At 41.3% G+C, this 26648-nt stretch carries 28 protein-coding genes; 14 read left to right on the forward strand and 14 right to left on the reverse strand.

Annotated features, from left to right (window positions below):
* Window positions 1–141: 141 nt before the first annotated feature.
* Window positions 142–426: a hypothetical protein gene (locus tag V7K55_RS22370; protein ID WP_334834843.1), complete on the forward strand. Its 285-nt coding sequence runs from the start codon at window positions 142–144 to the stop codon at window positions 424–426.
* Between the two features lie 440 nt (window positions 427–866).
* Window positions 867–1271, forward strand: coding sequence for a hypothetical protein (locus V7K55_RS22375; RefSeq protein WP_094330290.1), 405 nt, complete (start codon window positions 867–869; stop codon window positions 1269–1271).
* Between the two features lie 210 nt (window positions 1272–1481).
* Here V7K55_RS22375 and V7K55_RS22380 read toward each other — a convergent pair whose 3' ends face one another.
* Together V7K55_RS22380 and V7K55_RS22385 are read right to left on the reverse strand one after the other, a co-directional pair.
* A complete protein-coding gene (locus V7K55_RS22380) occupies window positions 1482–1673 on the reverse strand; it encodes a hypothetical protein (RefSeq protein WP_094330291.1) in 192 nt (63 codons plus the stop codon).
* A 373-nt stretch (window positions 1674–2046) separates the two neighbouring features.
* Window positions 2047–2652 (reverse strand): DUF3318 domain-containing protein, encoded by a 606-nt coding sequence (locus V7K55_RS22385; RefSeq protein WP_334834845.1) that lies wholly within the window; start codon window positions 2650–2652, stop codon window positions 2047–2049.
* Window positions 2653–2923: 271 nt separating this feature from the next.
* On the opposite strand from V7K55_RS22385, the gene V7K55_RS22390 reads away from it, so the two are divergent.
* Window positions 2924–3184, forward strand: a complete 261-nt coding sequence (locus tag V7K55_RS22390) for a hypothetical protein (RefSeq protein WP_334834846.1) — start codon at window positions 2924–2926, stop codon at window positions 3182–3184.
* A 76-nt stretch (window positions 3185–3260) separates the two neighbouring features.
* Here the strand turns inward: V7K55_RS22390 and V7K55_RS22395 are convergent, their stop codons facing one another.
* The 5 genes from V7K55_RS22395 to V7K55_RS22415 form a co-directional block, all read right to left on the reverse strand.
* Window positions 3261–4907: an iron uptake porin gene (locus V7K55_RS22395; protein ID WP_334834847.1), complete on the reverse strand. Its 1647-nt coding sequence runs from the start codon at window positions 4905–4907 to the stop codon at window positions 3261–3263.
* A gap of 128 nt (window positions 4908–5035) precedes the next feature.
* Entirely contained in the window at window positions 5036–5671 is a 636-nt protein-coding gene (locus tag V7K55_RS22400; protein ID WP_334834848.1) for a Crp/Fnr family transcriptional regulator, read from the reverse strand.
* Window positions 5672–6230: 559 nt separating this feature from the next.
* Window positions 6231–6899: a phosphate signaling complex protein PhoU gene (gene phoU / locus V7K55_RS22405; protein ID WP_334834849.1), complete on the reverse strand. Its 669-nt coding sequence runs from the start codon at window positions 6897–6899 to the stop codon at window positions 6231–6233.
* Between the two features lie 25 nt (window positions 6900–6924).
* Window positions 6925–8247, reverse strand: coding sequence for a sensor histidine kinase (locus V7K55_RS22410; protein WP_334834850.1), 1323 nt, complete (start codon window positions 8245–8247; stop codon window positions 6925–6927).
* Window positions 8248–8300: 53 nt separating this feature from the next.
* The gene (locus V7K55_RS22415) at window positions 8301–9053 is read right to left on the reverse strand and encodes a response regulator transcription factor (protein ID WP_334834852.1); all 753 of its coding nucleotides are present in this window, start codon (window positions 9051–9053) and stop codon (window positions 8301–8303) included.
* A 753-nt stretch (window positions 9054–9806) separates the two neighbouring features.
* Between V7K55_RS22415 and V7K55_RS22420 the strand changes: the two genes are divergently transcribed.
* Together V7K55_RS22420 and V7K55_RS22425 are read left to right on the forward strand one after the other, a co-directional pair.
* Window positions 9807–10790: a hypothetical protein gene (locus tag V7K55_RS22420; protein ID WP_334834854.1), complete on the forward strand. Its 984-nt coding sequence runs from the start codon at window positions 9807–9809 to the stop codon at window positions 10788–10790.
* Between the two features lie 53 nt (window positions 10791–10843).
* A complete protein-coding gene (locus V7K55_RS22425; RefSeq protein ID WP_334834856.1) occupies window positions 10844–11923 on the forward strand; it encodes a hypothetical protein in 1080 nt (359 codons plus the stop codon).
* A gap of 291 nt (window positions 11924–12214) precedes the next feature.
* Here the strand turns inward: V7K55_RS22425 and hisA are convergent, their stop codons facing one another.
* From hisA to V7K55_RS22440, 3 genes are read right to left on the reverse strand one after another with little or no spacing between them, the layout of a single operon-like run.
* On the reverse strand, window positions 12215–12988 hold the full coding sequence (gene hisA, locus V7K55_RS22430) for a 1-(5-phosphoribosyl)-5-[(5-phosphoribosylamino)methylideneamino]imidazole-4-carboxamide isomerase (RefSeq protein ID WP_334834857.1): 774 nt from the start codon (window positions 12986–12988) through the stop codon (window positions 12215–12217).
* Window positions 12989–13042: 54 nt separating this feature from the next.
* The gene (locus V7K55_RS22435) at window positions 13043–13342 is read right to left on the reverse strand and encodes a DUF3593 domain-containing protein (RefSeq protein WP_334834858.1); all 300 of its coding nucleotides are present in this window, start codon (window positions 13340–13342) and stop codon (window positions 13043–13045) included.
* A complete protein-coding gene (locus V7K55_RS22440; protein ID WP_094330303.1) occupies window positions 13339–13674 on the reverse strand; it encodes a DUF2499 domain-containing protein in 336 nt (111 codons plus the stop codon). Before V7K55_RS22440 ends, V7K55_RS22435 begins: the two co-directional genes overlap by 4 nt.
* Before the next feature lie 183 nt (window positions 13675–13857).
* Between V7K55_RS22440 and csaB the strand changes: the two genes are divergently transcribed.
* On the forward strand, window positions 13858–14895 hold the full coding sequence (gene csaB / locus V7K55_RS22445; RefSeq protein WP_334834860.1) for a polysaccharide pyruvyl transferase CsaB: 1038 nt from the start codon (window positions 13858–13860) through the stop codon (window positions 14893–14895).
* A gap of 106 nt (window positions 14896–15001) precedes the next feature.
* Here csaB and pgeF read toward each other — a convergent pair whose 3' ends face one another.
* Window positions 15002–15787, reverse strand: coding sequence for a peptidoglycan editing factor PgeF (gene pgeF, locus V7K55_RS22450; RefSeq protein ID WP_334834861.1), 786 nt, complete (start codon window positions 15785–15787; stop codon window positions 15002–15004).
* 77 nt (window positions 15788–15864) lie between these two features.
* On the opposite strand from pgeF, the gene V7K55_RS22455 reads away from it, so the two are divergent.
* Together V7K55_RS22455 and V7K55_RS22460 are read left to right on the forward strand one after the other, a co-directional pair.
* The gene (locus V7K55_RS22455) at window positions 15865–16686 is read left to right on the forward strand and encodes a biotin--[acetyl-CoA-carboxylase] ligase (protein WP_334834862.1); all 822 of its coding nucleotides are present in this window, start codon (window positions 15865–15867) and stop codon (window positions 16684–16686) included.
* Window positions 16687–16776: 90 nt separating this feature from the next.
* On the forward strand, window positions 16777–18336 hold the full coding sequence (locus V7K55_RS22460; RefSeq protein WP_334834863.1) for a M23 family metallopeptidase: 1560 nt from the start codon (window positions 16777–16779) through the stop codon (window positions 18334–18336).
* A 74-nt stretch (window positions 18337–18410) separates the two neighbouring features.
* On the opposite strand, the gene V7K55_RS22465 is transcribed toward V7K55_RS22460, so the two are convergent.
* Window positions 18411–19091, reverse strand: a complete 681-nt coding sequence (locus tag V7K55_RS22465) for a riboflavin synthase (RefSeq protein ID WP_334834864.1) — start codon at window positions 19089–19091, stop codon at window positions 18411–18413.
* Window positions 19092–19431: 340 nt separating this feature from the next.
* Between V7K55_RS22465 and V7K55_RS22470 the strand changes: the two genes are divergently transcribed.
* The 6 genes from V7K55_RS22470 to V7K55_RS22495 all read left to right on the forward strand — a co-directional run bounded on the left by V7K55_RS22470 (window position 19432) and on the right by V7K55_RS22495 (window position 25973).
* Entirely contained in the window at window positions 19432–19929 is a 498-nt protein-coding gene (locus tag V7K55_RS22470; RefSeq protein ID WP_012406891.1) for a bifunctional nuclease family protein, read from the forward strand.
* An 80-nt stretch (window positions 19930–20009) separates the two neighbouring features.
* Window positions 20010–21140, forward strand: a complete 1131-nt coding sequence (locus V7K55_RS22475; protein ID WP_334834865.1) for an aldo/keto reductase — start codon at window positions 20010–20012, stop codon at window positions 21138–21140.
* Between the two features lie 186 nt (window positions 21141–21326).
* Window positions 21327–23135 carry an ABC transporter ATP-binding protein gene (locus V7K55_RS22480; protein WP_334834877.1) on the forward strand — a complete coding sequence of 603 codons (1809 nt, stop codon included), beginning with the start codon at window positions 21327–21329 and terminating at the stop codon, window positions 23133–23135.
* A 309-nt stretch (window positions 23136–23444) separates the two neighbouring features.
* Complete coding sequence (locus V7K55_RS22485; protein ID WP_334834866.1) at window positions 23445–24062, forward strand: Uma2 family endonuclease; 618 nt, start codon at window positions 23445–23447, stop codon at window positions 24060–24062.
* Window positions 24063–24178: 116 nt separating this feature from the next.
* The gene (locus V7K55_RS22490) at window positions 24179–25240 is read left to right on the forward strand and encodes a ParA family protein (RefSeq protein ID WP_334834867.1); all 1062 of its coding nucleotides are present in this window, start codon (window positions 24179–24181) and stop codon (window positions 25238–25240) included.
* Entirely contained in the window at window positions 25224–25973 is a 750-nt protein-coding gene (locus V7K55_RS22495; protein WP_334834868.1) for a HEPN domain-containing protein, read from the forward strand. Before V7K55_RS22490 ends, V7K55_RS22495 begins: the two co-directional genes overlap by 17 nt.
* Here V7K55_RS22495 and V7K55_RS22500 read toward each other — a convergent pair.
* Complete coding sequence (locus V7K55_RS22500) at window positions 25908–26321, reverse strand: hypothetical protein (protein ID WP_334834869.1); 414 nt, start codon at window positions 26319–26321, stop codon at window positions 25908–25910. The two genes, V7K55_RS22495 and V7K55_RS22500, sit on opposite strands and share 66 nt — an antisense overlap.
* On the reverse strand, window positions 26311–26595 hold the full coding sequence (locus V7K55_RS22505) for a type II toxin-antitoxin system TacA family antitoxin (RefSeq protein WP_334834870.1): 285 nt from the start codon (window positions 26593–26595) through the stop codon (window positions 26311–26313). Before V7K55_RS22505 ends, V7K55_RS22500 begins: the two co-directional genes overlap by 11 nt.
* Window positions 26596–26648 lie beyond the last annotated feature (53 nt).

Genomic DNA, 26648 nt, shown 5'->3' on the forward strand with positions numbered 1-26648 from the left:
AAGTTTCTAGCTATCATCAAGAACTTACTAACCGGATATCGCCAATTGTAGACAAATTATTTAAAAGTCATTGTTTGGAATATCCAGTGGCTTATTAAAAAAGATTTTTATATTGATATATTCTCTTGGTTAGTAACAGCATTGACAATAGGAACTATAGTAGCACTAATTATTGAAGATAGAATTGGAACTATATTTGCAGTAGGATTTACATTGGGTATTGTAGTAATGACTGCTACTTTAACTTTATGTGGTTATGTCACTATTGGTATTTTATCTATTGGTTTTTACCCTAGATGTGTTATTTGGGTAAATTCGCTTGAGGCTATTAGAGTATTCTTAACTACGCTGGCAGTCAAGCTGGTAGTAATTATCTTTTTCCACGGAATTGATATACATAGCATAAAGTCTTATTTGCTTTGGTAAGCGATGCTTACGACGGGCTATGCCTACGCAACGCTTGGCTACTAAACCGAGAGAATTAAATATTAACCCCGCCTACTGAGTTTAATTATTTTGTCAACTATCTTTAGAGAGATAGGGGAAATACTACGCGGCTGATCGTCAGAAACGGCTTGCTAGTAATGAAAAAATGAAATTTGCATACCAAAGAATATTCTGTGGATACTGAATCTATTTTGTCAATGTGTAATCTTTAGCATGGTTTATTCAATCAGCAGGGCCTTCTGTGGACTTAATCTATATTCATGCTTTCAGTGGATGCAGTTATGACTTTATAAATGCGACTATATATATGTCCTCAAACAATAGATAGTTGCTGTTGTCCAATTGAAAAAATATGATTTTCTCTGACTCCAGTAACTTTAGATTTATCCAATTGTTTGATGTTTTGAGAAGGTAACACAATGAATAACATCCTAAAGCGCACACTTTTACCCAGCCTCATGGCTGCAAGTTTAGCTGGTGTAACTTTGGTTCCCGCGAAACCGGCTGCTGCTGATGACCAAGTACTACGAGATGCAGGTATTGGGGCTGTTACCAATGTCGTCACCGGAGCCGTTAGAGGAAATGGTAATGTATTAGGCAATGCTGTTAAAGGTGGTGTCACTGGTGCAGCCGTTAACGGTGCAAATGGTCTGAGAAATACTCGCAATCGCCGTCACCGGAACATTGGTCAAGATGTCGGAGTTGGTGCAGGTGCTAGCGCAGTGACTGGCGTAGTTACTGGCGATGGCAGAGATACCCTTGGGAATGCTGTTGATGGTGCAGCTGTAGGTGCAGCAATCCATTTGCTCACCAATGGCAAATAATTCGTAAATTCATCAGCGAAAATACTTCCCAGATGTTAACAAGTTGCACTTGTAAACACTACGAACTTATCCCTCCCTTAATTCCTCTCCTTTTAGGATGAGCAAACACAGCCCTCTTTCCCTAATAGAGAAAGGGGGCTGGTGGGTTAGATTTATATTGGGATATGTGCCACCGTCAGGTTCAGATGACTTTAAACTTAATAGTAAACTCTAGCCCTTCAACGCCTTTCTAAAGTTTCGACGATAGGATTGATTTGTAAGAAACAAAGCTGGCCATAGCAAAGACAAACCAATGCGATTGGTCAAAGTTGGATTGAAATTAGTCCGTCCAAACCCGTTCCAAAATTTCCAAACGCCGCCTCCGTAAACCCCTATCAAGCCAATAACAATTAAAGTACCCATTCCTATCAACCCCGTTAGTAACTGACAGAATTTAAGTTAAGTTTTACCACACTAGGTAAGCACTTCATAAGCAACACTGAGAAGGTATGATAGAACTCCCCATTTACATCTAAGTCAGTTAAACACACATTCTCTGATTCCAGTGTAAGATAGCCCCATGCATTGCAGCTAGTTGGAGGCTCATGTCTCGCACTTTGTTAGAAGCCTTGAGCTAAATACACAAAACCGTATTTGTGGCTAAAAACTTACTGTGGTGAGGAATAAAGTATAAATCATGCTAAAAATTAAGCTTAGACAATACCAAAACCTCATCTAAATTTTAGATGTCTTGGGAGCGATCGCTCTCAAAAACCCATATCCAGAAACATTTATTCTACTTATCATAACTTTCTGGAATACCCACTGGTGATAAACCTGCGATCGCTCTGAGATTTTGGCAACGAATCAACTCAGTAAAATTTAAACCAGAACGCCCTTCAATTTTGGCTACCGCTTCAATGGCAGATAACAGGTGCTGTGCTGCTTCCGCTTCGGAATAACCTCGCCGTTGTGCTATGCGAATTGCTGCTGCGTCGGCATTTAACTCTGACTCAAGAGATTTATTAGTCCGCCAGATCCGAAAAGCAGCGATCGCACTTAATCCGCCTGCTACGGCGACACCCACTACATCTGACTGTGATGCTTCCAATAATCCACCTAACAGACCCGCCAGCACAACACCTTGATGAATGTCGGGTTTAAACCACTTTACCCCTGTCAACCAGCTAACCATCTGCAACAGTAGCAAATCTCGTTGCGGCTTTGCTAGGCGAGGCCACAAATCAAAATTAATATATATCGGTCGCGCCTGATTCCAAGGTTGGGGAAAGGAGGCGTAAATTACTTTTGCTTGCTCTGGCTTACTAACGATTTTTGTCGTCATCCGACCAGAAGCAGGCATCATATCTAATAAACGGCGAATTTCAACATTTGGCTCCATAAATTTAATTATTAGCCATAATGTGCATAGTAATTATTTTAGTTACCATTTGTGTTAACCTTTGATTTGTGAGATGCTCTCGCAGTGTTTCTAAATGGTTATTCTATTAGTGAAAATCTATATAAATGGCGATTTGTAAATAGTTCAGACAAAGCCATAAGAATATTGATTAAGCAGTTCGATAGTGTGGCGGGATTTTATAGTATCCGTTTGCCCCTAAGTTCAAAACCTCAAAGTTTTGGATAATCATTGATACTACATTTGTAATGATATGGACGCTTTTGCTACCCTCCCACCTGAATGGACGAATCAGGCAATACACGCTTATGAATTTTGCTGTCCTAATTGCCACTCAACTAGCCGAGAAGCTGAAAAAGTTTGGCTAAATCGGCGATCGCCTGTTTTTACAGAAGACCGTCGTCGCAAATGGCAAGAGTTTTACTCTTGTCACTGTAGTACTGTGTGGTGGGCTTGGAGTAGCGATCGCCCCCCAAAAGATATATCTAATCAATCAGATTATAATCCCACATAACTAATTTTTTCCTGAACAAAAGCCCACCTTAAGGCGGGCTTTTGTTTATCTAATTCTGAGTTTTAGATCGCCACTTTTAGAAGCTGAAAGTAGTACGTAGAGTACCTACATATTCAGTGTCGTTATTGTTGTTGTTCTCTGGGTTGAAGATTACCAACAAGCCGGGGGTGAATTGAATATTATCGGAAACCTTGTACTTGTAAAGACCTTCTAAATGATAAGAGGTACCAGTGTCTAAGTTACCATTAGCACCAACTGTTCTGATGCTACCACCAGTAACTTTGGGTGGTTGACCAAAAATAATACCTAAAACGTTACCTTCTTTACCAAAGTCTCTCAAAGCAAGTGATGCACCGTAGTACCACATTTCAGCATCTGTACCAGTATTAGCACCACTAAGAGCATCAGCAGTTGTATAACCTCCCCAACCACTAAGAGCTAATTTAGGGCTAAATTGGAAAGTGGCTTCTACACCGTAGTTGTTGGATTCAGTAGCAGTGTCATTCCCAAAGGGACGGTTAGCAAAAGCACTACCTGTACTTTGGAAAAGGTTGTTGTTGTTGGTGTTGTTAAAATTATTAGTTTGATAAGTCCGAGCGTAGGTTAGACCAACACTAAAAGCTTTGGTGGGTTGGAAAGATAACTGACCAAAAATAGCATTACCACCATCAATCAACCCATTATTATCTGTAGGGTTGTTAGCAGTGTTAGCTAGATAAGCACCGCTCAAGCTGATAGCGCCTTTAGGATTGAAGGTAACAGTTATACCAGAACCACCTTGACCTTGGCGATATATGGGGCTGAAACGTCCATAGCGGGAGAGCGCACCCCTAGCAGAGCTTGCAAAGTCTGGGTTGAAGTTATTGACGTTTTCGTACAATTCAGCACCAGTGGCATCAATTTTGACGCGCACTGCATCAGAAAAGTTGAATGCATAGTTGATTTTGTCAATGCTAACAGAGTTACCAGTATCACCGTCAAAGCCCAACCGGGTCATGTTCGTACCACTCACACCAGCATTGGAGACGATATTGCCAGCATTCAACCGGATTTGCAACTGGTCTTTACCAGTGAAACTACTGTACAAGTTCAAACGAACGCGATCGCTAAAGGTAGTGTTGGAATTCAATTTACCACCCGTAGCATTAGAAGGACCAACTGCTGTATTGCCACCAAAAGCATCAGACACTGCGAAAATTGCTTCCCCAACCAACTTGGTGGTAGTAGAGAACTGATTCGCTTCCAACTCAGAAGTCCGAGCTTCTAGTCCATCCACACGACCGCGCAAGGTTGCTAGTTCAGCAGAATATTCTTCTTGTAAGCGCTGTAAAGTAGCTAGGTCTTGTTTGCTGACCAAATCGGCTGTAGCTGTAGCAATCAGTTCGTTAACCCGATCTAAACAGGCATTCAAACCTGCGGCAAATTCATAACGGGTCAAAGCACGGTTCCCACGATAAGTACTGTTGGGATAACCTGCAATACAGCCGTAGCGTTCAACTAGAGATTGTAAAGCTTGGAATGCCCAATCTGTGGGCTGCACATCAGAAAATTGCGAAACTGATGTTACTTGATCGATGCTGTTAAAGTCTTGAGCCTCAGATAACTGGGTAATATTTGTTACTGGTTCCTTTACTTCCGCAGCTAAGGCATTATTCGTAGCAAAAAATGTCGCGGCTAGAAAAACTGGACTAACCTTAATCAAATTCCAGAATCGTTTTGTCATGTTTTTACTCTCACTCACACCTAGATAATCCAGTCATAATAAAATGCTTGTAGCACTTTACTTTCGTGGATTCTACACACATTCACAGCGATGATTATACCTTATATCTTCTGATTATTACAAGCAATTTAGTTAGATACTGCGGAACCATAATTTTTAATTAACTTACCACTTGGTAAACGCAAAATAATACGGCGTTTGTGACGTAAAACTGTTCCTTCTTCCTCCAACTGTTGTAGTATTCGGGTAATTGTTACTCGTGTAGTATTTAAAACCTCAGCAATATCTTGATGTGTAACATTTAAATCAATTAGCTTCCCCTTATCTACATCACGTCCAAATTTTTCGCTTAACCACACTAAAAACTGCCACAAACGGAGCGAAATAGGTTTTTGATGCACAATGCTTAATAGATCCTCTGCCTGTTGAATATGAGACAACAAAGCATTAATATCTTGATGCCACAAATGAGGTGGCACAATGCTTAGTTCCACGCCTGTGAGACATTCAATCTGGTAGGGCTTGACTCTAGACAAAGGATAGCCAATCAAATCTCCTAATCCCCAATAACCAAGAGTGATGAATGTTCCATCTTCACTCCACGTTAGGGTACGAACTGCACCGTATTCAATACGCCAAAGTACGTCATTTTGAAGTGGAATTACTTCCCTACGGGTAAATATCTGCTGGGGTAATTGTCCGCTTAAAGCAGAGCTATTTGACACGGCAGAAAAATTTGAAGTAGGAGTTGTGGAATATATCATTAACCGTAACTACATAATTATCAGGAAATCTCGCTATTTACAATGATTAAGATGCTCTAATAATTTGGATCAAAATTTACCTACATGTTTGAAGGACACTCTTCTGAGTTTGAGCTAGGAACTAGCTCAAAGTTTTCCGATGGTAACAACTTCTGATTTCAGCTATCTATCAATGAGATAGAACTTTTTAATTATTTATTTTTTACTTTAATTGTGCAAGTTTAAGAAAAGGTAAGCTTTTAGTAAAATGTTTAGTTAACTTATTTTTAATTCTTGAGTGTTTTCTGAACACTAAGTAAGTATGTAGGCACAAATAATTATAGGAATCAGGTTTGATTTCTGAAAAGATCCGTAGGGCGTGTTAGCACGGAGAGTACGGCACTAAATCCTTGATAATGGTGCGTTCCGAACTTCGTTCTAACACACCCTACACACCTAATTTTGTTCAAAAATCAAATAGGAGTCTTATATGAAGATACTAGGGTGAAATGGCGCTTACTTCACATAGATTTAGATCCCCGACTTCTTCAAAAAGTGGGGGATTGGGACGGCAATTCAATTAAGAGCGTTGACCGGTGACAATATATGCTACCCTCTGACCGATATTAGTAGCATGATCTGCCATCCGTTCTAGACAACGAATTGCCAGTGCTAGCAGCACAATTGGCTCGACTACACCAGCTACATCCCGTTGTTGGGCTAAAGTTTGATAAACGCGATCGTATGCGTCGTCTACAGTATCATCTAGGTGCTTTAAACGGCGACCACCCCCTTCATCAAAATCTCCCAAAGCCTTCAAGCTAGTTGCTAGCATCGCCTGCGCGTGAAGGGACATAGCTTCAATCTCAGATAAACACGGATGAGGCGCATAAGGAAAAATTTTAATCGCAATCTCAGCTAAATCCTCAGCATAATCACCAATGCGCTCTAAGTCTCGCACTAACTGCATAAAAGCACTCAAGCAGCGCAAATCTTGAGCCGTAGGTGCTTGCAGTGTCATAATCGCCGTACAATCTGATTCGATTTGACGATAAAAACGATCGATCTTTTTATCTAATAGGGGAAGTTGCTCAGCTGCTGTTAAGTTACGAGCAAATAACGCTTGGTGGCTGAGGCGAAATGATTGTTCTACCAAAGCACCCATACGTAATACATCGCGTTCTAAGCGCCTAATGGCGCGTGCGAGTTGTGGTCTTTGAGGATTGGGACTATAATCGACAGCTTTCACACTTGTTGTCTCAAACGTGAAGATATTAATAACTATAGTCTTGGCTTAGGGAGTTTGCCATAACTTCACGAAATTGGAGTTGCATCCACGCACCACCAGTTTCTGGATGGTTCATAGCTTTGATTGAACCACCGTGGGCGATCAGAATTTGCTCAACGATCGCTAATCCCAAACCATTACCAACGATCGCTCCGATGGAGTTACTATCTTGTGGGGAATGGGTTCGCGCTTTATCTCCTCGATAAAATCGCTCAAATACGTGGGGTAAATCTGCTTCAGAAAACCCGACTCCAGAATCAATAAGATTTATTTCCAGAATTGGAGAAGCAGAATCATTATCTTTTGTTGATAAGATTTTCGCTTCAACATAGACACTTGTAGAAGGAGGACTGTATTTAATACTGTTGTCTAGCAAATTGAGAAAAACTTGGAAAATCCGGGCTTGATCTGCTTTAATCCAGAGATTTTCTGGGCCAGAATAAGAAAGAGACAGATGTTGACGCTGTGCTAAGGGTTCTAGTGTTTCCCAAACAGATGTAATTAGCGATCGCAATTCTACAGCTTTGGCTTGTAATTGCATGGTTGGGTTTGCTTCCATTTGGGTCAAGTCTAACCAGCTTTGCACTAAGTTAATCAGCCGATCGACTTCCTGCATTAAACGGTTAACCCAACGATTGAGAGGTGGTTCCAAGCGGATTTGTAACGTTTCCACAACCAAGCGAATGGAAGTTAAAGGCGTTCTGAGTTCGTGGGCTAGATCGGAAAAAGAGCGATCGCGGACTTGATTTATATCTAATAGGGGTTGACGATTTTCTAAAAATACTCCCACTTGTCCATTGGGTAAAGGCAAACTAGATGCCCGCAAAGCCAGAGATTTTATTGTTTGCATCTCTGCTGCATCATCACAAGATGGATGAAATATCCATTCTCCCGTTTGTGGTTTTTGGCGATCGCGAGTTTGCTCAATTAAATGGTCAAGTTCGTAAGACCGTACTAACTCTAATAACAAGCGTACCTGTTCTGGCTGCCACCTTTGCAGATACAAAATTTCCTGCGCCTGCCGATTGCACCATAGCAGTTGATTTTCCTCATCCACCTGTAAATATCCCACTGGTGCAAAATCTAGCAGGTCTTGGTAAGTTTGCAGTGACTGCTGCAAATCTTGCTGTTGCTGCTTCACCATCGCTATTTCCTGCCGTAACCCAGGAAGCAGCAGCAGTCCCATCCTGGAAGAATGGGAGGTTAACGGTCGGAGTAAACGCCCCAGGTAGCGGTTAAGTTGAACCTGTTGCCAAACCCAAAACCCAATGCCTACCGCTAAACCCAGAATAAATCCCAATAAAAGCATTTGAGTTGTTAGTTTTTTGGTGACTACTAAAAACTAACAACTATCTAAACTAATTATCCAAACCTATAGCCAAAACCTCTTACAGTCACAATATATTCGGGATGACTGGGGTCTTGCTCTAATTTTTCGCGCAACCACCGAATATGAACGTCTACCGTTTTACTATCCCCAACGAAATCTGGCCCCCAAACCTGGTCTAGCAATTGTTCTCGCGACCATACCCGACGGGCGTAACTCATAAACAATTCCAGCAAGCGGAACTCTTTAGGCGAAAGACTCACCTCTTGATTACGAACCACCACCCGACATTCTTGAGGATTCAAGGTGACATCCTTGAATTTTAATACTGGTAGTTGTGGTAAATTACTTAGGCGTTGGCGGCGGAGTAAAGCGCGACAACGAGCCACTAACTCACGCATACTAAAAGGTTTGGTGAGGTAGTCATCTGCACCCACCTCCAACCCCAGAACGCGGTCAGTTTCGCTACCCTTGGCACTAAGCATTAAAATAGGTATTGGGTTTCCTTGATGACGCAGTAAACGGCAAATATCTAGCCCATTGATTTGCGGCAGCATCAAATCAAGAATAATCAAATCAAAGGGAACTTCCCCTGAGTTGGTTTCAAAACTTTTGAGATACTCTATAGCAGACCGCCCATCGGGTGCAGTTATCACCCCGTAACCTTCCTCTTCAAGGGCTACAGCTAGCATTTCTTGGATTAATTCTTCATCTTCTACTACTAGAATCCGGCTGGTTTGTCCAATGTCGGTTCTAGCAGAGTATTTGGTCGATTCAGTGGTATACATTGATATCACAAAAGTCTAGGACTGTGCTTGTATCAATTAGCATGAGTGAGCAACCTCGCCGTAAAACGGACGTTGCTCTCCCAATTCATCGGGAATAGCCTCCAGAACTCCATAGTTCTATTGGTCTTACATTCCCTCCAAGGGCAGGAGTCCTGGTTCCCAAGACCCAAATCTTTTACCCTGAGCGAAGCCGTTCGCAGAGCGTCTCGCAGAGAAGGGTTTTCTTGCAACATATACCCTCACGGGTTCGGCACTTCCTTCAAGTCGGGGAACCCGCCCAACGGAGTGCTTCACCTATTAGCTTGGTTTTCACTTATGGCATTGATGTTAAGTTTATTATCTCGCCTTAAGGGAACGGCGCTTCTGCTAAGGTTAATTCTTTTAGATTTTATTTACAAAAAGTAACATATCCGACAGCACCCTTCTAAATCATTATGAATGGCAGCTTTTAATACTTTGTTGTCTGGCGTAATTATATGAAGCATTATCTTGACAAGAAGAGATAAGGTTAAGTATATTTATTTTAGTACAAAAGTACTATTGTTTCTCAAAGGGAAAACTATATCTGAAAAATAGATAGAAGGATATATCTGTGGAAAATTCGTACCACTTAAGTGTCCTATATCGATCATTTCAGTATTTCCACTGCGTTAAAAATATTGATTTAAAGGCTACTCTGATGTCTGCATAGGGTAGTCCTTGGTATGGCTTGCTACCCAAAAAAATCATTTGCCTATTGAAGGGAGTTGGAAGATGACTACAGTTGGAGTCAAGGACAGCAAACAACAACTAATGCAAGCATTTCAACAAATTATTATCCAAAGAAAAAAGCTGGAGTCTAAAATAGCAACCAAACAAGAGGAAGCAGACAAGGCAAAAAGTCAAGAAATTCTGCAAGTAGCTTCTGCATATACGGTTGATAGTATTGTCAAGGGTTTAGCTGATTTACAATTAGAGTTTGGCAGTATTCTCAACGGATTATCTGAAAAACTAGCTCAGGAAAATTCTAAGTTAGATGAATTGAACCGAGCTATAGAAATTGAAACGCAACGCTTACAAGAGCTTCAACAAATCAGAGTTGTAGCGGATACTCTAGACATTTTAAGTCAAGAACACCAAGAGAAATTAAAAACCCTAGAACAAGATACTATCAGCAAAAGGGAAGCATTAGAGAAAGAAATTACAATTAGGCGGAAAGAATGGCAAAAAGAACAAGCCGAGTATGAAGAAAAACTGCAAGCATATAATGATTTATTAGTTAAAGATCGTCAGCAAGAACAAGAAGAATCTCTATATAAGTTAGAAACTAATCGTAAACTCAATACAGACAGCTACGAAGCAATAAAACGCCAACAACAAAGGGAAATACAAGAAAATTCTCAAAATAAAGAGAAAGATTGGGCAGAACGAGAGAAGATATTCGCTGAACGCCAACCACTATTTGGAGACTATCAACAAAAAGTAGCTATATTTCCTAACGAACTGGAAGAATCCGTTAAGAAAGCTAGGGAAGAAGCAATTAAAGAAACAAGCCAAAAAGCTAAAGTTGAGGCTGATTTATTTGAGAGAGAATGGGAATCTAACAAACAAAGTTATGAACAGAAAATTCAATCTCTGGAAGAAACAATTAAGAAACAGTCTGAGCAAATAGAAGGGATTTCTGCTCAATTGCAAACTGCTTTAAAACAAGCGCAAGACTTAGCTATGAGGGCTTTTGGTAGTTCTAATCCTAAATAGTTACGAGTCTGTTGCATCTTAATCATTTTTAATTCCTGAAGAGGAGGTTTATTGTGGTGGTAAAAAAACCGACTGATAAGAATACTAAAGTAGAAATTCTTCAGGCGTATGAGGAGTTAGCTAAAGAAAAAGCAGCACTGAAATCGGAACTTGAAAAAGTTGCGAAAGAAAACCAGCCTGAAACTAAAGAACAGCCTAAATTAGAACAGAAAACAGCTATGAATCAGCTTTCTAGTGTCCAACAGAAAATGAACAATACCATTGAAAGCTTGGCGAAGATTCAATTAGGTTTTGGCAGTGCTGCTAATGAATTATCGGAACAGCTAACTACAAAAGCCTCTAAATTAGGAGAAATTAGGCGAAATGTAGAAGAAGAAATCCAACAGTTAACACAGTTGCATAAGTTAGAAACTTCTGATGATATATTGGATACTCTAATCCAAGCTTATGAAGATAATACGAAAGCTTATCAGGAAGAGTATAACCAGCATTCTGAAGGATTATTCCAAGAAATACTAGAGCAAAAGAATACTTGGGGAAAAGAACAGGAGGAACAGCAAAGGACGATAAAAGAACGAAATGAAAACTTGAATAAAACTCGGCAACGCGATGTATCAGAGTATAAATATAATTTAGAACTTCAACGTCAGCTACAAAGTGACGAATACGAACAACAGCAGAAAGCACTATATAAACAACTGGAAGAATTACTACAAGAAACAGAGAAACAGTGGGCTGAACGAGAGAAAGCAATTGCTGAAAGAGAGAAACAATTTGAAGAATTAAAAGCGAAGGTAGAGGCTTTTCCGAAAGATAAAGAAGCAGCTATCAAGAAAGCTACAGAAGAAGGCAAAGGCATCGCCCACTACCAAGCTAAAGTAAAATCAGATTTATATTCTAAGGAAGTGGAAGGACAAAAGCGTTTTTATGAACAGAGACTGCAATCTCTAGAACAAACTATTACTAACCAAGAGACGCGGATTCAAAATCTTTCTAAGCAACTTGAATCTGCTCTCAAACAAGTTCAGGATTTGGCAGTGAAAGCGATTGAAGGTAATTCAAATGTTAATTCCTATCAGGCAATCAAAGAAATAGCTTTAGAACAGGCAAAAACTCAAGCGAAAAATAAATAAGCTGATTTCTTTTTGATGAGAGTAGTAAAGACTTAATTTAAGTTAAGTCTCTACTACGAACTATAATGTTTTTTATTCGGTTTTATTTGGTTTTTTGATGTCTGCGGGGGGTTGTAGTTTCTTCTTTGTTCCGGTGGACTGTGTTTGCTGAAATGCTTGCTTAGAATTTGGCTCTTGACTAGACATAATACTGAATTTGAAAATTTACTACAATATTATCTACATCACGGGTATTGTTGATTACAGAAATATATCATAGAAAATTTAAGTTTCCCTCGGTAGATTTACATGTCAAGCAAAGCTAGAAAAACCTAGATTGGGTGGAATATCCTGAATCCGCCCAGGGCCGATCGCTCGTAATGCTTCTTTGAGTAAAATATCCCCAGTATACAAAGCACGTCCGACAATCACACCAGTCACGCCTTGAGGTTCTAACGCTAACAAACTCAACAAATCGGTGATAGAACTTACCCCGCCAGAGGCAATTATCGGGATGGAAATTACCGATGCAAGTTCTCGCAAAGCTTCTAAATTGGGGCCGATGAGAGTACCATCGCGGTGAATATCTGTATAAATGATGGCGGCTGCACCCAATTCTTGCATTTGTACAGCCAGTTGAGTTGCTAAAACTTCCGAAGTTTCTAACCACCCGCGAGTAGCAACTTTGCCGTTACGGGCATCAATGCCAATAATAATCTGTTCGGGAAATTCTTCACACAGTTGTTGTACTAGCTGGGGTTGTTCTACAGCAATGGTTCCGAGAATTGCCCACTGTACGCCGAGATTGAATACTTGTTGCACGCTGGTGCGATCGCGCAATCCTCCACCAATTTCAATGGGTACTGACACCGCATGAGCGATCGCTTCAATTGCTGCTAAGTTTACTACTTTACCCGCTTTAGCACCATCTAAATCAACTATATGCAATCTGGTAGCACCTTGATCTACCCACTGTTTGGCTACATCAACAGGGTTTTCGCTAAAAACTTGCGAGCGATCGTAGTCTCCCTGATACAGTCGCACACAACGACCTTCTAGTAAATCAATCGCTGGAATTACATCCATTTACTTCTTCCTCATAACTCAATACAATCAAAACTCTAGCGATCGCTAAGGTTCTTAGTTTTCATTTTTGATTTTTAATTGTCTTACAGCTTGCCCAAAACCCAGCACCAGCAAGATGTTAGAAAGGGTCAAAAATAGTTCTGCACCACCGTGTAACCAATCTACATTGGCCAAAGACTCACCGTAATGTAATTGGGCGTAAATTCCGGCTGGGATGGTGATGGCAACAAAGACGAGAGTACCGTAAAATCCATATAGCGCTAAACGCGGCATTTGTGGACTGCGGCTGAGAAACCACAAGAAACCCAAATAGGGAAACAGTGAAAGTGCAAACAGGGTTTCTTTAGAAATCATGGCTCTGATTTAATAGGTTTTGGTTCAACAGTGTCAGGAGATTTGGTAGAACGCCAAATCAAAAACGCTGCTGCCCAAAGCGTAAAATTACCAACTAAGGTCATGGTAGCTTGAAGTGTTACCAGCCATTCTAGAGATTGGGCGTTGTCGAAATAATGCCAGGTACAAGCACACATAGCGCTAACTAAAGCTGGTAACATGGCTAGGGACAATCCCCACCAATTGCGGTTATTAGTGAGTTCGCCGTAAGTCCAGATTAACCAAATGGCGACAATCCACTCAATAACGCTAGAAATATGAATAATCCAGGTGGGAATAGATAGGGCGTGCATAAGAAAGTTAGGAGTTAGGAGGAGAGACGCGATTAATCGCGTCTGTACAAGAGTTAGGAGTTCTTTCTATCTTCCTTTGTTACGAAGTTTGAAAATAGAATTTGTGAATGAATCTACTATCTGTAGCAATGACAGATATTCTGTATAAAAAAAGTTGTTAATCTAAAATCTAAAATGGTCAAGATGCGGGCGTTATTGTCTGGATATTACGGTAAAGGTAATGGTGGTGACGAGGCTTTGTTGGCGACGCTTTTGCAAATGTTACCATCTCACGTAACACCTGTGGTACTTTCGGGTAATCCAGAGGAAACGCGCGATCGCTATAATGTAGAAACTTGCGATCGCATGGCTCCCTTACCTGTACTGCAAGCTTTACGCTCAAGTGATGCCTTGATTTGGGGCGGTGGGAGTCTGATTCAAGATGTTACCAGCACTATCAGCCCATTTTATTACGGGGGGCTGATGGCATTAGCTCAGAAAATGGGTTTGAAAACTGTTGCTTGGGCGCAGGGTATTGGCCCGTTAGTACGTCCGCAAACTCGTTGGTTAGCGCGGCAAACCTTTGCTAATTGTACCAAAGTTAGTGTCCGCGATCGCGCCAGTGCAGCTTTATTATCTGATTGGCAAATCCCTTGTATTATAGCTCCTGACCCGGTTTGGGCGTTGGAATCTCAACCAGTCCCAGGACTTTGGGATTTACCTGCGCCGAGAGTTGCAGTAACGTTGCGATCGCATCCCCAACTTACAGAAAAACGTTTAGCAAACTTAACTCGCGCTTTGGTGGATTTTCAAAAAGCTACACAGGCTTTCATTTTATTATTGCCATTTCAAAAAAGTGAAGATTTGAGTATTGCCGAAGCTATTCAGCCACATCTTAAAGATGTTAGCAAGATTTTGTGTCTGGAAGATCCGCAACTTTTAAAAGGTGTATTTCGCGGCGTAGAAATGGCAATTGGGATGCGCCTACACAGCTTGATTATGGCTGCTGCTGAAGGTTGTCGTTGCTTTGCTCTCAGTTATGATCCCAAAGTAAATCGTATCATGGAAGACTTGGAAATGCCTGGGTGGGATTTGTCAAGTTTACCCGATGACCCCAATTTGATTGGTCTGACTTGGATGCAACATTATGCTAATGGCGATCCTTTATCATCAGAGAAAATTCAATCTTTAGTGGATGGTGCATTAATGCATCGTGATGTTTTGAGTGAAGCATTAAGTTAAGTTTTCATATAGACTAGTACAACAAGGCGAAAGTAAAAAGAAAGAACGCCTATTTTGTAAAATGTCTAGCGATTTTAAATGGGTAGCTTATTTACAGCGTGCTGTACTAGTTACTCGTTTTACCGCTAACAATTCCTGACCATTGCACTTTTTTCTCTTTCTCCCGGCGGTAAGAAAAGAAATGCTCTGGAGTTTGGAAAGTACAATAAGGTGCGATCGCAATTTGTTCTGCACTAATCCCCATATTTTCCAGTTGTAAGGTATTCACTCGCCGCACATCCAGCCGTACCTTTCCTGGATTAGGATCTTCCAACAAGGGTGAATTGGGTAATTCATGCAATGCTTGAATTATTTTTTGTTCTTCATTATGTGATATGATACTAGCCCCAATTTCGGCAGCCACATCCATAGAGACTTGGTAGACCTCACCAGCGATCGCCGGGCCCATTGCAATGCGTAAATCATCAAGTTTGCTGCCTTGAGATTGTAGCCGAGCGATCGCCAAGGGGACAATCTTCTTCGCAGTCCCCCGCCAACCAGCGTGTAATGCTGCTACTTGTCCAGTTTTCACATCCCCAATTAGCACGGGTGTACAATCTGCGCTAGCTACCCAAACAGCTTGTCTTGGCTGTTCGCTGATTAAACCATCCGCCGATGCTAAATCCTCCTCAGCAGAGCTTAAGAAGCTCTCAACTTCTTGAGGTGTGAGAACAGTATTGCCATGAACCTGCTTTAAGCGATAGACTGATGCCTCTGGTTGCAATACTTCTGTGATAACTTGTGGCGATCGCGGCCAAAACTGCTGGGTAAAGAAGCCGTGATGCCAATGTTCCAGAATACTACAAGTTAAAAAAGGCAGTCCTTCCGAATTGCGCCAGTGCCAAGTGTGCATCTTCAACCAAACCTAAAGAGAAATCACTCATCAGCCAATCAATGCTAACTTGAACAACGGAATTTGGCTTAACTGCTGTGGGATTTAATCTGCAAAACTTGGAAACAGCCTTGAAAGCAGGGCAAAAGTGTAATACATATTTACCATTTTCCCTTCACTTTTTTGAAAGCGTCTCCTCAACAAACCAAACCCTCTGGAACTTACTCAACGAAGGGGCGATTTCAGGAACAGTAGTCATCGCATCTGTACAATCTGCTGGGCGCGGACAATGGGGACGCGAGTGGATTTCTCCAGTTGGGGGATTATACGTTTCCGTGGCGATTTCTTTTGACCAAAAAATAGAGGCTACTGACAGCTACCAGCTAACTTTCGCTACTGCTTGGGGAATTGCGTCTCAATTGCGCCAGCGCGGTATAGATGTTGGGATAAAATGGCCCAATGATTTAGTTCTAAATGGTCGCAAACTAGGCGGCATTTTGACAGAAACCAAAGTAAAGAAAGGACAAATCACCCAAGCAGTAATCGGTGTTGGTATTAACTGGACAAATCCAGTACCCGAAACTGGAATCAATTTGGAATCGTGGCAAGCTTTGCAAGATTTCAGAACAATTTCTTGTCTGGAAATGCTCACCTCTACCGTCTTGCTGGGAATAGAATCCGGTATGGAGTGCCTTTTCCAAGAAGGAGTAAGCATACTCTTGTCTCGCTATCTAGATTTGCTTACAAATATGGGCGATCGCGTGTACGTCAATAATCTTTCAGGTAAAGTAGTTGGAGTAACTTCTCAAGGAAATTTACGAGTTGATTTAGAAACATACGATACAAAGGAACTAATTACACCGGAAATTTATATTCAACCCGGTACAATCAGTTTGGGGTACCATAAATCTTCCGTTTAAATTTGAGGTTTGTTCAAAATTTCGCTCTTTGGGCAAGACAAACCACTAGCATCATCTCTTTAGGCTAATTACACACAACTGAGAGAACAAATGACGCAGCGCAATAATTCTGCCCCACATCGTTTGCATTACTTATGGCAGCAAGGCCTGACAAAAAAACGTTTTGCCTCAACGCTACCAGCCCAGAGCCTCTGCTGGCTGAGTAGCGTTAGCCTCCTTAGCGGCGGCTTTGTGTTTGCCCAAACGGAAACACAAGTAGATAATATCGTTCCCACTGTTGAAACTTCCAAGCCTTCAGCATTTACAAATCCACTAAAAAAACAGGCTGTTGCACCCGAAGGCGTTCAAGCCCAACCGGAATTTTCCCAACGGCGAGCCAGACTCAAACAGAGATTGCGTCAGCCAGAGGTTGCTCAATCAAAAGAACCAGTTAGGCAATCTACGCCCAGAATCGAAACTGCTGAACCTGTTGTGATTATCAGACAGGCAAAACCCAAGGTAGAAGCCTCCCAGGTTACACCTGTAAGGGTGAGACAAGAAAAACCCAATACCCCTGCCCGCTCTTTACCTGAAAAACTTCCAGAAGTTGCTCAACCATCAAATAACTCTAACAGCCCTGTTACTGCAACGTCAGGGAAAACCAAGGATTATAATAACGCTTATATTGATCCTAATAGTTATGACAGTGGTGCCACAGGTACTTATCAAGCACCAAATTCCGTAATTCTCACAGAACGCTCCAGTGGTTGCCGAGCCATTTTACCGTCAGGGCAAAGCGTATTAGGCGGCGTTTGCGCCAAAGTACCCCAAAGGAGTGTAGCTGATTCTAATGGTAAAGTAGCACCTACTTGGCTCAGAAGAAGTCAAAACGCCCAATTGCCAGTAGTTCCACCAACCGCGCGGCAAGTTGCAACTACTGGGAACACAAGTAGATGGCGTGCCACTCAAAATGGTTATAGTGGTGACACCAAAACCGCATATCGCCCGAATCGATTTATCCCCAATCCCAGCGAGTTCAGCCCCACAAGAGTGAGTGCAACTCCCATCGCACCCAGTGGCGGGACTTTACCGCCACCAATGGCAGATGGCAACATTGCACCCCGTCCCAGCAATGTCGCTTACGACTTTTCACTAGCATCAGTATTGCCGCAAATTCCCTACACGGCTACAGTCGCCTATAGTGGTACGGGAATGATGTATCCATTGTCTATTCCCGCTCCCATTACCTCGTTGTTTGGTTGGCGAATTCATCCAATCACAGGTACTCAACGCTTCCATGCTGGTACAGACTTAGGTGCGCCTACAGGAACACCAGTTTTGGCAGCTGCTGCTGGTCAAGTAGAAACAGCTAACTGGGTTGGTGGTTATGGTTTAACCGTTATCCTCAATCACAAATCTGCTGAACAAACTCTCTACGGTCACATGTCAGAAATCCTTGTTCAACCTGGTCAGTGGGTAAAACCTGGAACTGTCATTGGTCTAGTTGGCAGCACCGGGAATTCCACAGGGCCTCACCTGCACTTTGAAGTCCGCCACCTTACACCGAACGGGTGGGTTGCTACTGACCCAGGTGTGGAATTACAAAGTGCCCTCAGCCAGTTAGTAAGAGGCTCGCAAACCGCTCAGATAAGCCAACAACCAGGTAGCTGAGGTTAGCGACTGGGGACTGGGGACAAGGAGAATGCCCAATTCCCAATTCCCAATTCCCAATTCCCAATTCCCAATTACAAATACCCGTGTTCTGCTAAGAATGCGGGTGTAATGCCGTCTAAACTATTGTCATCATGGACTTTGGTGTGTGGGTTGCCAGAATAAAGGAATTTTTCGACGTATTTGCCGAGAATATCCCCTTCTAGATTCACCAAGCTTCCAGAAACCAAATAACGAAGATTTGTCTCGGCATAAGTGAGGGGAATTACTGCCACCTTGAATTGGGACACTTCTGGCTCATAAGCGGCTACTGTGAGGCTGATGCCATTGACGGCAATGCTACCTTTAGGGACAATGTATCGTGCGATCGCATCAGATGCAATAAAGGTCATTTCCCAAGAACTAGCCGTTTGTTCTGACACTAGCAATCGACCAATGCCGTCTACATGACCCATTACAAAATGACCGCCAACTTTGCTGCCTACTTTTAGCGACGCTTCTAAATTGACATATCTCTGTTGAGTTTGCTCGCCTCCCAGCGTCGTCCGGCGTAGCGTTTCCGGTGAAGCCGTGGCGATAAATCCGTCTTTTAAAACTTGTTCTACTGTCAGGCAAACACCATCGACAGCAACACTGTCACCATAAGCTAAATCTTGCATAATTACTTCACCCGACTGGCTGACACAAGTAATTTGCCAAGAATCGCCTCCCAAGGGTTCCATCGTTCCTAATGCCTGGATTAATCCTGTAAACACGGCTTTTTTGTCAAACTAACTCTATTTATTGCCTAATTTTGCCGGAAGTCAATTGGTAATTGTCACAGAAATTTAGAACATCCAAGTATATTTTCTGACTTTTTTTCGTATAGGAATATTAACACATTAGCATCCTTCACGAGGCATACTTGGGTAAGAAGGTTATTGTCTAAGAAGACCAATTTGACTTACTCTGGTTTTCACCACAAGTTCGGAGTTTAATAGAAGCAATTATAGAGAACGAATGCTTATGTTTATTACTGTCACCAAACCGCCTAAGAAGGTGTACTATTTGTTACAGGACATCCAAGACTCTCAAAGCATTGTAGAGGCTTAGGCAATGATTGAAATGAAAGTTGCTGGCATAGCATTAGATGCCATAACCCGCAGCCCGATCGTCCTTTTGAAAGATTCTTCAGATCGGCGGGCTTTGCCAATTTACATCGGTCAGGAACAGGCTAGGGCAATTATGGGTGCGCTGGAAAATCAGAAGCCTCCCAGACCCTTAACCCACGACCTGATTGTGAATCTTCTAGAGACTTGGAATATGACTCTAGAAAAGGTGATCATTCATTCCCTGCAAAAGGATACATTTTATGCAGCTTTAATCGTCCAGCAAGGCGAAGTCAAAAAAGAAATTGACGCGCGTCCTAGCGATGCGATCGCCATTGCCCTCCGTACAAATACCCCCATTTGGGTAATGGAAGAAGTGATTGCTGATGCTTCTATCCCTGTCGATCGAGATGCAGATGAAGCTGAACAGCAAGCCTTCCGTGAATTTATTTCTAATCTCCGTCCTGAAGATTTGATCAAGCGCTTTGGTAATGGCGACAGCTAAAAGAGTTATGAGTTAGGAGTTATGAATTACTTACTTCAACTCCTAACTCCTAACCTCTAACCCCTAACTCTTTGTTCAAGATGCAATACCGACGCTTTGGAAAAACGAATCTGCACCTCTCGGTTTTTTCCTTGGGAACAATGCGCTACCTGGCTTCTTTTGAAAATGCCCATCAAACCATTGAACAAGCCTTAGCGTTAGGAATTAATCATCTAGAAACCGCTAGAGGTTACGGCAAAAGCGAGGAGTTTCTTGGTAGGATGCTAAAAGCTGGGTTGTCAATACCCCGAACGAAGCTTTACATCACTACCAAAATTCCAGCCACAGCAGATGCTGACACCATGCGTCGGTGCATCGACGAATCCCTAGAAGGATTACAGCTAGATTATTTAGATTGTTTAGGTATTCATGGCTTGAACACTTGGCAACATTTGGAGTGGGTGCAAGCCAAAAATGGCTGTATGCAGGCTGTAGAGGAAGCTGTTGCTGATGGACGAGTCCGACACGTTGGTTTTTCCAGCCACGGGTCATTAGAGTTAATTCAAGCAGCAATCAACACAGATTTTTTTGAATTTGTCTATCTGCATTATTACTATTTTTTTCAACGGCACGCACCAGCGATTCAACTAGCTGCCGAAAAGGATATGGGCATTTTCATCATCTCCCCTGCTGATAAGGGAGGACTTCTCTACACGCCACCCCAAACTCTAGAAGACCTATGTTATCCGTATTCACCCTTAGAAATAAGCTATCGTTTTTTACTTTCCGATAGCCGTATTACTACTTTGAGTATCGGGCCAGCAACCCCAGATGAATTAAGTGAGCCTTTGCGAATTGCTGACAATGATGGAGAGTTAACATCAACAGAAATATCTGCTTTTCAAAGATTAGAAAATCATCAAAAAGTTGCCTTAGAAACGGATAAATGTAGCCAGTGTTATGCCTGTTTACCCTGTCCAGAAAATATCAATATTCCAGAGGTATTGCGGTTACGTAATCTTGCAGTAGCATACGACATGAAAGATTATGGTCAATATCGTTACGGAATCTTTGAAAATGCTGGTCACTGGTTCCCTGGCATGAAAGGCAACCGATGTACAGAATGTGGTGACTGTTTACCTCGGTGTCCAGAAAAGTTAAATATTCCAGCTTTGTTAGAAGATACTCACGAAAGATTAAATGGAAAAGCCGGTAGGAGATTGTGGGGTTGACAGAATACAGACGTAACCCCCAGACCCTTCCCTACTAGCGTTGGGGAGTAAGATTCAAGTTTTGCGGTTATCACATAAGCCGATAAAAATGTAAAATTTATGTATATAGATTAAATAGAGTCAGGAAGATTCTCTGAACCAGGGGTATCTCGCCTAAAAAAAGATGAAGATTAAAAAAAAAGAAATATCCTACGGCAATCGCTGACGGTTTTCCGCTATAGTGGACGGGCCTTAAGCTTAGTATGGACTACTAGCCGATCCCTTACTATTCTTCTAGCGAGTTTAACTTTAGTGGCTGGTCTTTTACCGGCGGCGATATCTTACATCAGTAAGTTAATTGTTGATGCAGTGGTATTTGCATCTCAAGTTAATTCACAAAACAATGGTTTTGTCAATATTTATCCGTCTCTATTTTATGTAGGATTAGAAGCGATCGCTGTAATTTTACTAGCAGGCGGTCAACGCGGAATCCTTATTTGTCAATCGTTATTACGGGCGCTACTGGGTCAGCGAGTGAATGTACTAATCTTAGAAAAGGCGCTGACACTGGATCTTAGGCAGTTTGAAGACTCGGAATTTTATGACAAATTGACCAATGCCCGACGAGAAGCTTCAGTTCGTCCCCTTTCCTTAGTAAACCGCACCTTTGGGTTAGTGCAAAATGCTCTTTCTCTGTTCACCTACGGTATTCTACTAGTAAATTTCTCAGTTTGGGCGGTGGTAGTACTAATTTTGGCAGCGATGCCTGTATTCATTGCCGAAACAAAGTTTGCTGGAGAAGGCTTTCGCTTATTTAGTTGGCGTGCGCCAGAAACTCGTCAACAAAACTACTTAGAAAATCTCTTAGCAAGGGAAGATTTTGTCACAGAAGTCAAACTCTACCAGTTGGGAGAGATGTTGCTAGGACGTTATCGCAACCTATTCGATCAACTCTATGGCGAAGACCGCGATTTGACTCTGCGGCGAGGAGTGTGGGGCTATCTCCTGGGTTTAGTTAGTACAGGTGCTTTTTACCTAGCTTATGCTTGGATTGTGCTGGAAACTGTGCGAGGTAAGATTTCTTTGGGAGATATGACAATGTATCTCACCGTTTTTCGCCAAGGACAATCTACTTTTTCCAACGCCCTCACATCTATTGGAGGGATGTATGAGGACAACCTATATTTATCAAATCTCTACGATTTCCTTGAAGAGAAAGTACCAAAGTCTTGGGGTAACGCAACCATTGGTTTAAATCCTCAAGATGGTATTCGTTTTGAGAACGTATCATTTACTTATCCAGGAAGTTCTAAGCCAGCGTTGACAAACATTTCGCTGCATTTGAAACCCAGAGAGAAACTAGCAATTGTCGGTGAAAACGGTTCCGGTAAAACTACCTTAATTAAACTACTTACCCGACTCTACACCCCTGACTCTGGGCGAATTTTCTTAGATGGCTTGGACTTGCAGGAATGGGATGTGGATGTACTGCGTCGTCGGATTGGTGTAATTTTTCAGAACTTTGTCCGCTATCAGTTTACTGTGGGGGAGAATATTGGCGTGGGTGATGTAGAACATCTTGAAAATAAAACGCTTTGGCAAACTGCTGCTGAAAAAGGCATGGCGCAATCTTTTATTGACCAATTACCCCAAAGTTTCCAGACTCAACTTGGTCGTTGGTTTAAAGGAGGACAAGAACTTTCTGGGGGACAGTGGCAGAAAATTGCCTTGTCTCGGGCTTTTATGCGATCGCAAGCAGATATCTTGGTGTTAGATGAACCAACATCAGCAATCGATGCTCAAGCTGAGTTTGAGATTTTCAATCATTTTCGCGCTATTACTCAAAATCAGATGGTACTTTTGATTTCCCATCGCTTCTCGACGGTACGAATGGCGGACAAAATCTTAGTAATAGAAAACGGGGAAGTTATAGAACAAGGAACTCACGAAGAATTATTAAAGTTAGGCGGACGTTATGCCAAATTGTTTCTGTTACAAGCAGCCGGTTATCAATAGGAAAAGAAGCTAGCAATCTTTGTAAATTGAGATAGCGATGCCTAGGTTGGGCTACGCCTACGCTGACTTTCTACAAAGCACATAACACTTTTATTCAACCATGTTAACCTGTTCGATAAACAAGGGTAAAATCTCTTTAAGGGACTTCCAAATAAAAAAATATTCCAAAACTGACGCAAAAATTCTCTTAATCTCTCCTCTCTCTGTGTTCTCTGCGTCTCTGTGGTTCGTTTTTTAGGATAATTTATTTCTTGGAAATCCCTAATGCCTAGACGCTCCGTATCGTTAAACTTCGTTACCCGATAAACTATGCAAATAACACAACAGCGATACTATACCCCAGAGGAATATTTAGAGCTAGAAGAAGTTGCTGAGTACAAAAGTGAATACATTAACGGGCAAATAATTCCTATGGCGGGTGGAACAGTAAATCATAATAGAATCTCCCTGAATCTAAGTGCTGCCTTAAATTTTGCCTTTCGACAGCAAGATTACGAAGTTTTTATGGGTGATGTTCGTCTATGGATAACCCAAAAGCGCACGTATACGTATCCAGATGTAATGATTCTGGCGGGTGAACCTGAGTATTTCAATAACCGAAAAGATATAATTCTGAATCCACAGATTATTGTTGAGGTTTTATCAAAATCTACCAAAGGCTACGATTGCGAAGATAAATTTCAGGCTTACCGAACTATTTCTACTTTTCAAGAATATCTATTAATTGATCAAACACGGATTCATGTAGATCAATTTTCCAAAACCGGGAAAAAGCAATGGACGCTTCGTGAATATGATGAAGAAGATGAAGCGATCGCACTTGTAAGCGTACCCTTTGAGATTTCTCTACAAGATTTATACAACAAAGTTAAGTTTGAACCTGTTGAGTCGGAAGGGGAAAGTGCTGATGTTGAGGGATTGGGGTAAAGTACGTTAAATTATTTGGTGTTCTGTAAGCTTTTCAAAAGCTATATTTAAATCATGCAGGTTCTGAAATAATACCTGTACTCAAAAGATTTCAGAAGTATCAAAAGCAAAATAAGATGGTTCACAAAATTGCCTTGTTCAATCATAAAGGTGGTGTCAGTAAGACCACAACGACTTTTAACTTAGGTTGGATGCTTGCTTCAAAGGGTAAGAGAGTTATCCTTGTAGATACCGATCCTCAATGTAATCTAACAGGAATAGCTCTAAAAGAAGAAACTGAAGATGATGAAGCAAGAATAGAAAAGATTTATAACACACATTCAAATATCAAAACCGGCTTGGCTCCTGCTTTTGAGTCACAGCCACGGGCTATTGAAGCTGTAGATTGTATTCCAATAGAAGGACAACAAGGTTTGTTTTTATTACCTGGTCATGTTGGCTTTGCTGAATACGAAGTAACGTTAGGTATCGCACAGGAACTCAGTGGGTCAATTCAGACACTCAAAAACTTGCCAGGTGCTATTTCTGATCTCTTGGAAAAAACTGCTAATAAATTTAATGCTGACTATATTCTGATTGATATGAGTCCAAGTTTAGGAGCAATAAATCAGAATTTACTAATGACAAGTGACTTTTTCTTAGTACCTACAACTGCTGATTTTTTCTCTGTGATGGCAATTGATTCTCTGTCTAGAATTTTATCAAAGTGGTGTAGTTGGGCAAGGATGGCAAGCGTAAACCCTATATTAAAGGAAGCGACTTATCCATTTCCAGAATTTAACTTGAAATTTTTAGGAACTATAGTTCAAAACTATAGAATTATTAGGGGTAAAGAAACAGCAGCATTTCAATCATGGATAGAAAAATTTGAGCGAAGAGTTGTTTCTCAACTAGTTCCGATTTTACGTGATAATAATCTGCTATTGCCTAATAATGTCTATACTAATCAGGATATTAATAGTAATTTTACCCTGACAAAGATTTCTAACTTTAACAGCTTAATTGCTCTATCACAGGAACACAGGACACCTGTTTATGCGCTAACACCTGAACAGTTAAATCAAAAAGGCAAGGTGTTAGATAATAATCAGGCAAAGCAAGAGGAGTTTAAAAAAACTTTTTCTGACTTAGCAGATAAAATTATTGCACTATCATCCAGTTATGCAATCAGCGCTTGACCAATTTCGCATTAGTATTCAGCGTGTTCGGGATCTGATTGCTGTTCATACTTCCGTTAAGGCTCAAGCTACTGCTGCTCTGGATCTTTCAGACATTTTACGAGCTGCCTTAGTTCTAACTGTTAGTGCCTTGGATTATTATATCCATGAGGTTGTCACATTGGGTATGCTGGAAATTCATCGAGGACAACGTGCTGAACCAGTATCTTCAGCTAATACCACTCAATCAGCCTTTTCCCGTTTTCAAGTTTCGTTGGGAAGCGCTCGTGAGGATAGAAGAATAGCCATAGATATCGCCTCTTGGATAGAGAATGACATAGAGCAGGCTTATGGTGCTAACTTTTTACAGCAGTCTCATACTATTTCTGGTTTAATTCCAGCTATATCAAATAGTATTTTGAATAGATTAAATAATACTTCATGGTTAGAAAACGAGATTCGAGAAAGTCTAAGTTATAAAAGCTTTCAGCAGCCCGATAAAATAGCTGAAGCAATTAGACAAATTTCGGATAAACCATTGTGGAATGAGGTTGCTAGTCAAATGAGTAAACCTTCTAAAGATATTCAGCAACAACTTAAAGAAATTGTGGGACGCAGAAACAAAATTGCTCATGAAGCAGATATAGATCCCACCCTTAACATAGGTAATCGCTGGTATATCGATGAATCAATGGTTGGTGATACAGTAGATTTTATTGAGCAGGTTGTAGAGAGTATTCATCAAATTTTGTAGCTTTAGGTGGATAAAGGGTACATATTGTTGACTAATTAAGCAAAATAGGCAGGTAAGCGTTGTGGAGAGATCAGGACTACGATCGCACATCCCCCAATAACGATGATAAGATTCCGGTAACGATTCATACTCAATAATACTGGCACTGACAGTATAATAGCCATCAATCTTCAAGCTTCCTGATGTCGGAATTGCTACAAATGTTTTAGCAATTCCTTTATTATTATTTTGGCGTGCATATTTATTAAGATAATCATTTAAAATTGCATAACCGCAATCAAAAGAATCTTTTTGATGTTTTTTATCAATTGGTACAAAATTCCATCTTGCCTCACTATCACTTGTCATACTTCTGTCTATATTTATGAATAGCAGATTTGAGTTTTCCCTTCAGTTCTGGAGGATTTTCCATTACTGACATAAACAAATCTCTATCACGATTCGACAGCACAAGCCTTTCATTTGCATCTATATCTTGCTTGGCGACTGGCAAAACATGAAAAAGTGTATAAGCACTTAAAGAAATTCCTTTAAGATTCGCAGCACGTTCTAATAGTTCTTTTTGCTCTTGCGTAACTCGTAAATCGATACGGCAATCTTTTGCTGATGATGTTTCTGACATGGCTAATTTCCACCTTTAGCTGAGTCTCTATCTACAGCATAGCTAATCTTAGT

It is taken from the genome of Nostoc sp., from assembly GCF_036919895.1.
GTDB lineage: Bacteria > Cyanobacteriota > Cyanobacteriia > Cyanobacteriales > Nostocaceae > Nostoc.

Coding starts and splice junctions, on each gene's coding strand:
- V7K55_RS22375 (WP_094330290.1), top strand. CDS start 867: ATGAATAACATCCTAAAGCGCACACTTTTACCCAGCCTCATGGCTGCA.
- V7K55_RS22380 (WP_094330291.1), bottom strand. CDS start 1,673: ATGGGTACTTTAATTGTTATTGGCTTGATAGGGGTTTACGGAGGCGGC.
- V7K55_RS22385 (WP_334834845.1), bottom strand. CDS start 2,652: ATGGAGCCAAATGTTGAAATTCGCCGTTTATTAGATATGATGCCTGCT.
- V7K55_RS22390 (WP_334834846.1), top strand. CDS start 2,924: ATGGACGCTTTTGCTACCCTCCCACCTGAATGGACGAATCAGGCAATA.
- V7K55_RS22395 (WP_334834847.1), bottom strand. CDS start 4,907: ATGACAAAACGATTCTGGAATTTGATTAAGGTTAGTCCAGTTTTTCTA.
- V7K55_RS22400 (WP_334834848.1), bottom strand. CDS start 5,671: ATGATATATTCCACAACTCCTACTTCAAATTTTTCTGCCGTGTCAAAT.
- V7K55_RS22410 (WP_334834850.1), bottom strand. CDS start 8,247: ATGCTTTTATTGGGATTTATTCTGGGTTTAGCGGTAGGCATTGGGTTT.
- V7K55_RS22415 (WP_334834852.1), bottom strand. CDS start 9,053: ATGTATACCACTGAATCGACCAAATACTCTGCTAGAACCGACATTGGA.
- V7K55_RS22420 (WP_334834854.1), top strand. CDS start 9,807: ATGACTACAGTTGGAGTCAAGGACAGCAAACAACAACTAATGCAAGCA.
- hisA (WP_334834857.1), bottom strand. CDS start 12,988: ATGGATGTAATTCCAGCGATTGATTTACTAGAAGGTCGTTGTGTGCGA.
- V7K55_RS22435 (WP_334834858.1), bottom strand. CDS start 13,342: ATGATTTCTAAAGAAACCCTGTTTGCACTTTCACTGTTTCCCTATTTG.
- V7K55_RS22440 (WP_094330303.1), bottom strand. CDS start 13,674: ATGCACGCCCTATCTATTCCCACCTGGATTATTCATATTTCTAGCGTT.
- csaB (WP_334834860.1), top strand. CDS start 13,858: ATGCGGGCGTTATTGTCTGGATATTACGGTAAAGGTAATGGTGGTGAC.
- pgeF (WP_334834861.1), bottom strand. CDS start 15,787: ATGCACACTTGGCACTGGCGCAATTCGGAAGGACTGCCTTTTTTAACT.
- V7K55_RS22460 (WP_334834863.1), top strand. CDS start 16,777: ATGACGCAGCGCAATAATTCTGCCCCACATCGTTTGCATTACTTATGG.
- V7K55_RS22470 (WP_012406891.1), top strand. CDS start 19,432: ATGATTGAAATGAAAGTTGCTGGCATAGCATTAGATGCCATAACCCGC.
- V7K55_RS22475 (WP_334834865.1), top strand. CDS start 20,010: ATGCAATACCGACGCTTTGGAAAAACGAATCTGCACCTCTCGGTTTTT.
- V7K55_RS22485 (WP_334834866.1), top strand. CDS start 23,445: ATGCAAATAACACAACAGCGATACTATACCCCAGAGGAATATTTAGAG.
- V7K55_RS22490 (WP_334834867.1), top strand. CDS start 24,179: ATGGTTCACAAAATTGCCTTGTTCAATCATAAAGGTGGTGTCAGTAAG.
- V7K55_RS22495 (WP_334834868.1), top strand. CDS start 25,224: ATGCAATCAGCGCTTGACCAATTTCGCATTAGTATTCAGCGTGTTCGG.
- V7K55_RS22500 (WP_334834869.1), bottom strand. CDS start 26,321: ATGACAAGTGATAGTGAGGCAAGATGGAATTTTGTACCAATTGATAAA.
- V7K55_RS22505 (WP_334834870.1), bottom strand. CDS start 26,595: ATGTCAGAAACATCATCAGCAAAAGATTGCCGTATCGATTTACGAGTT.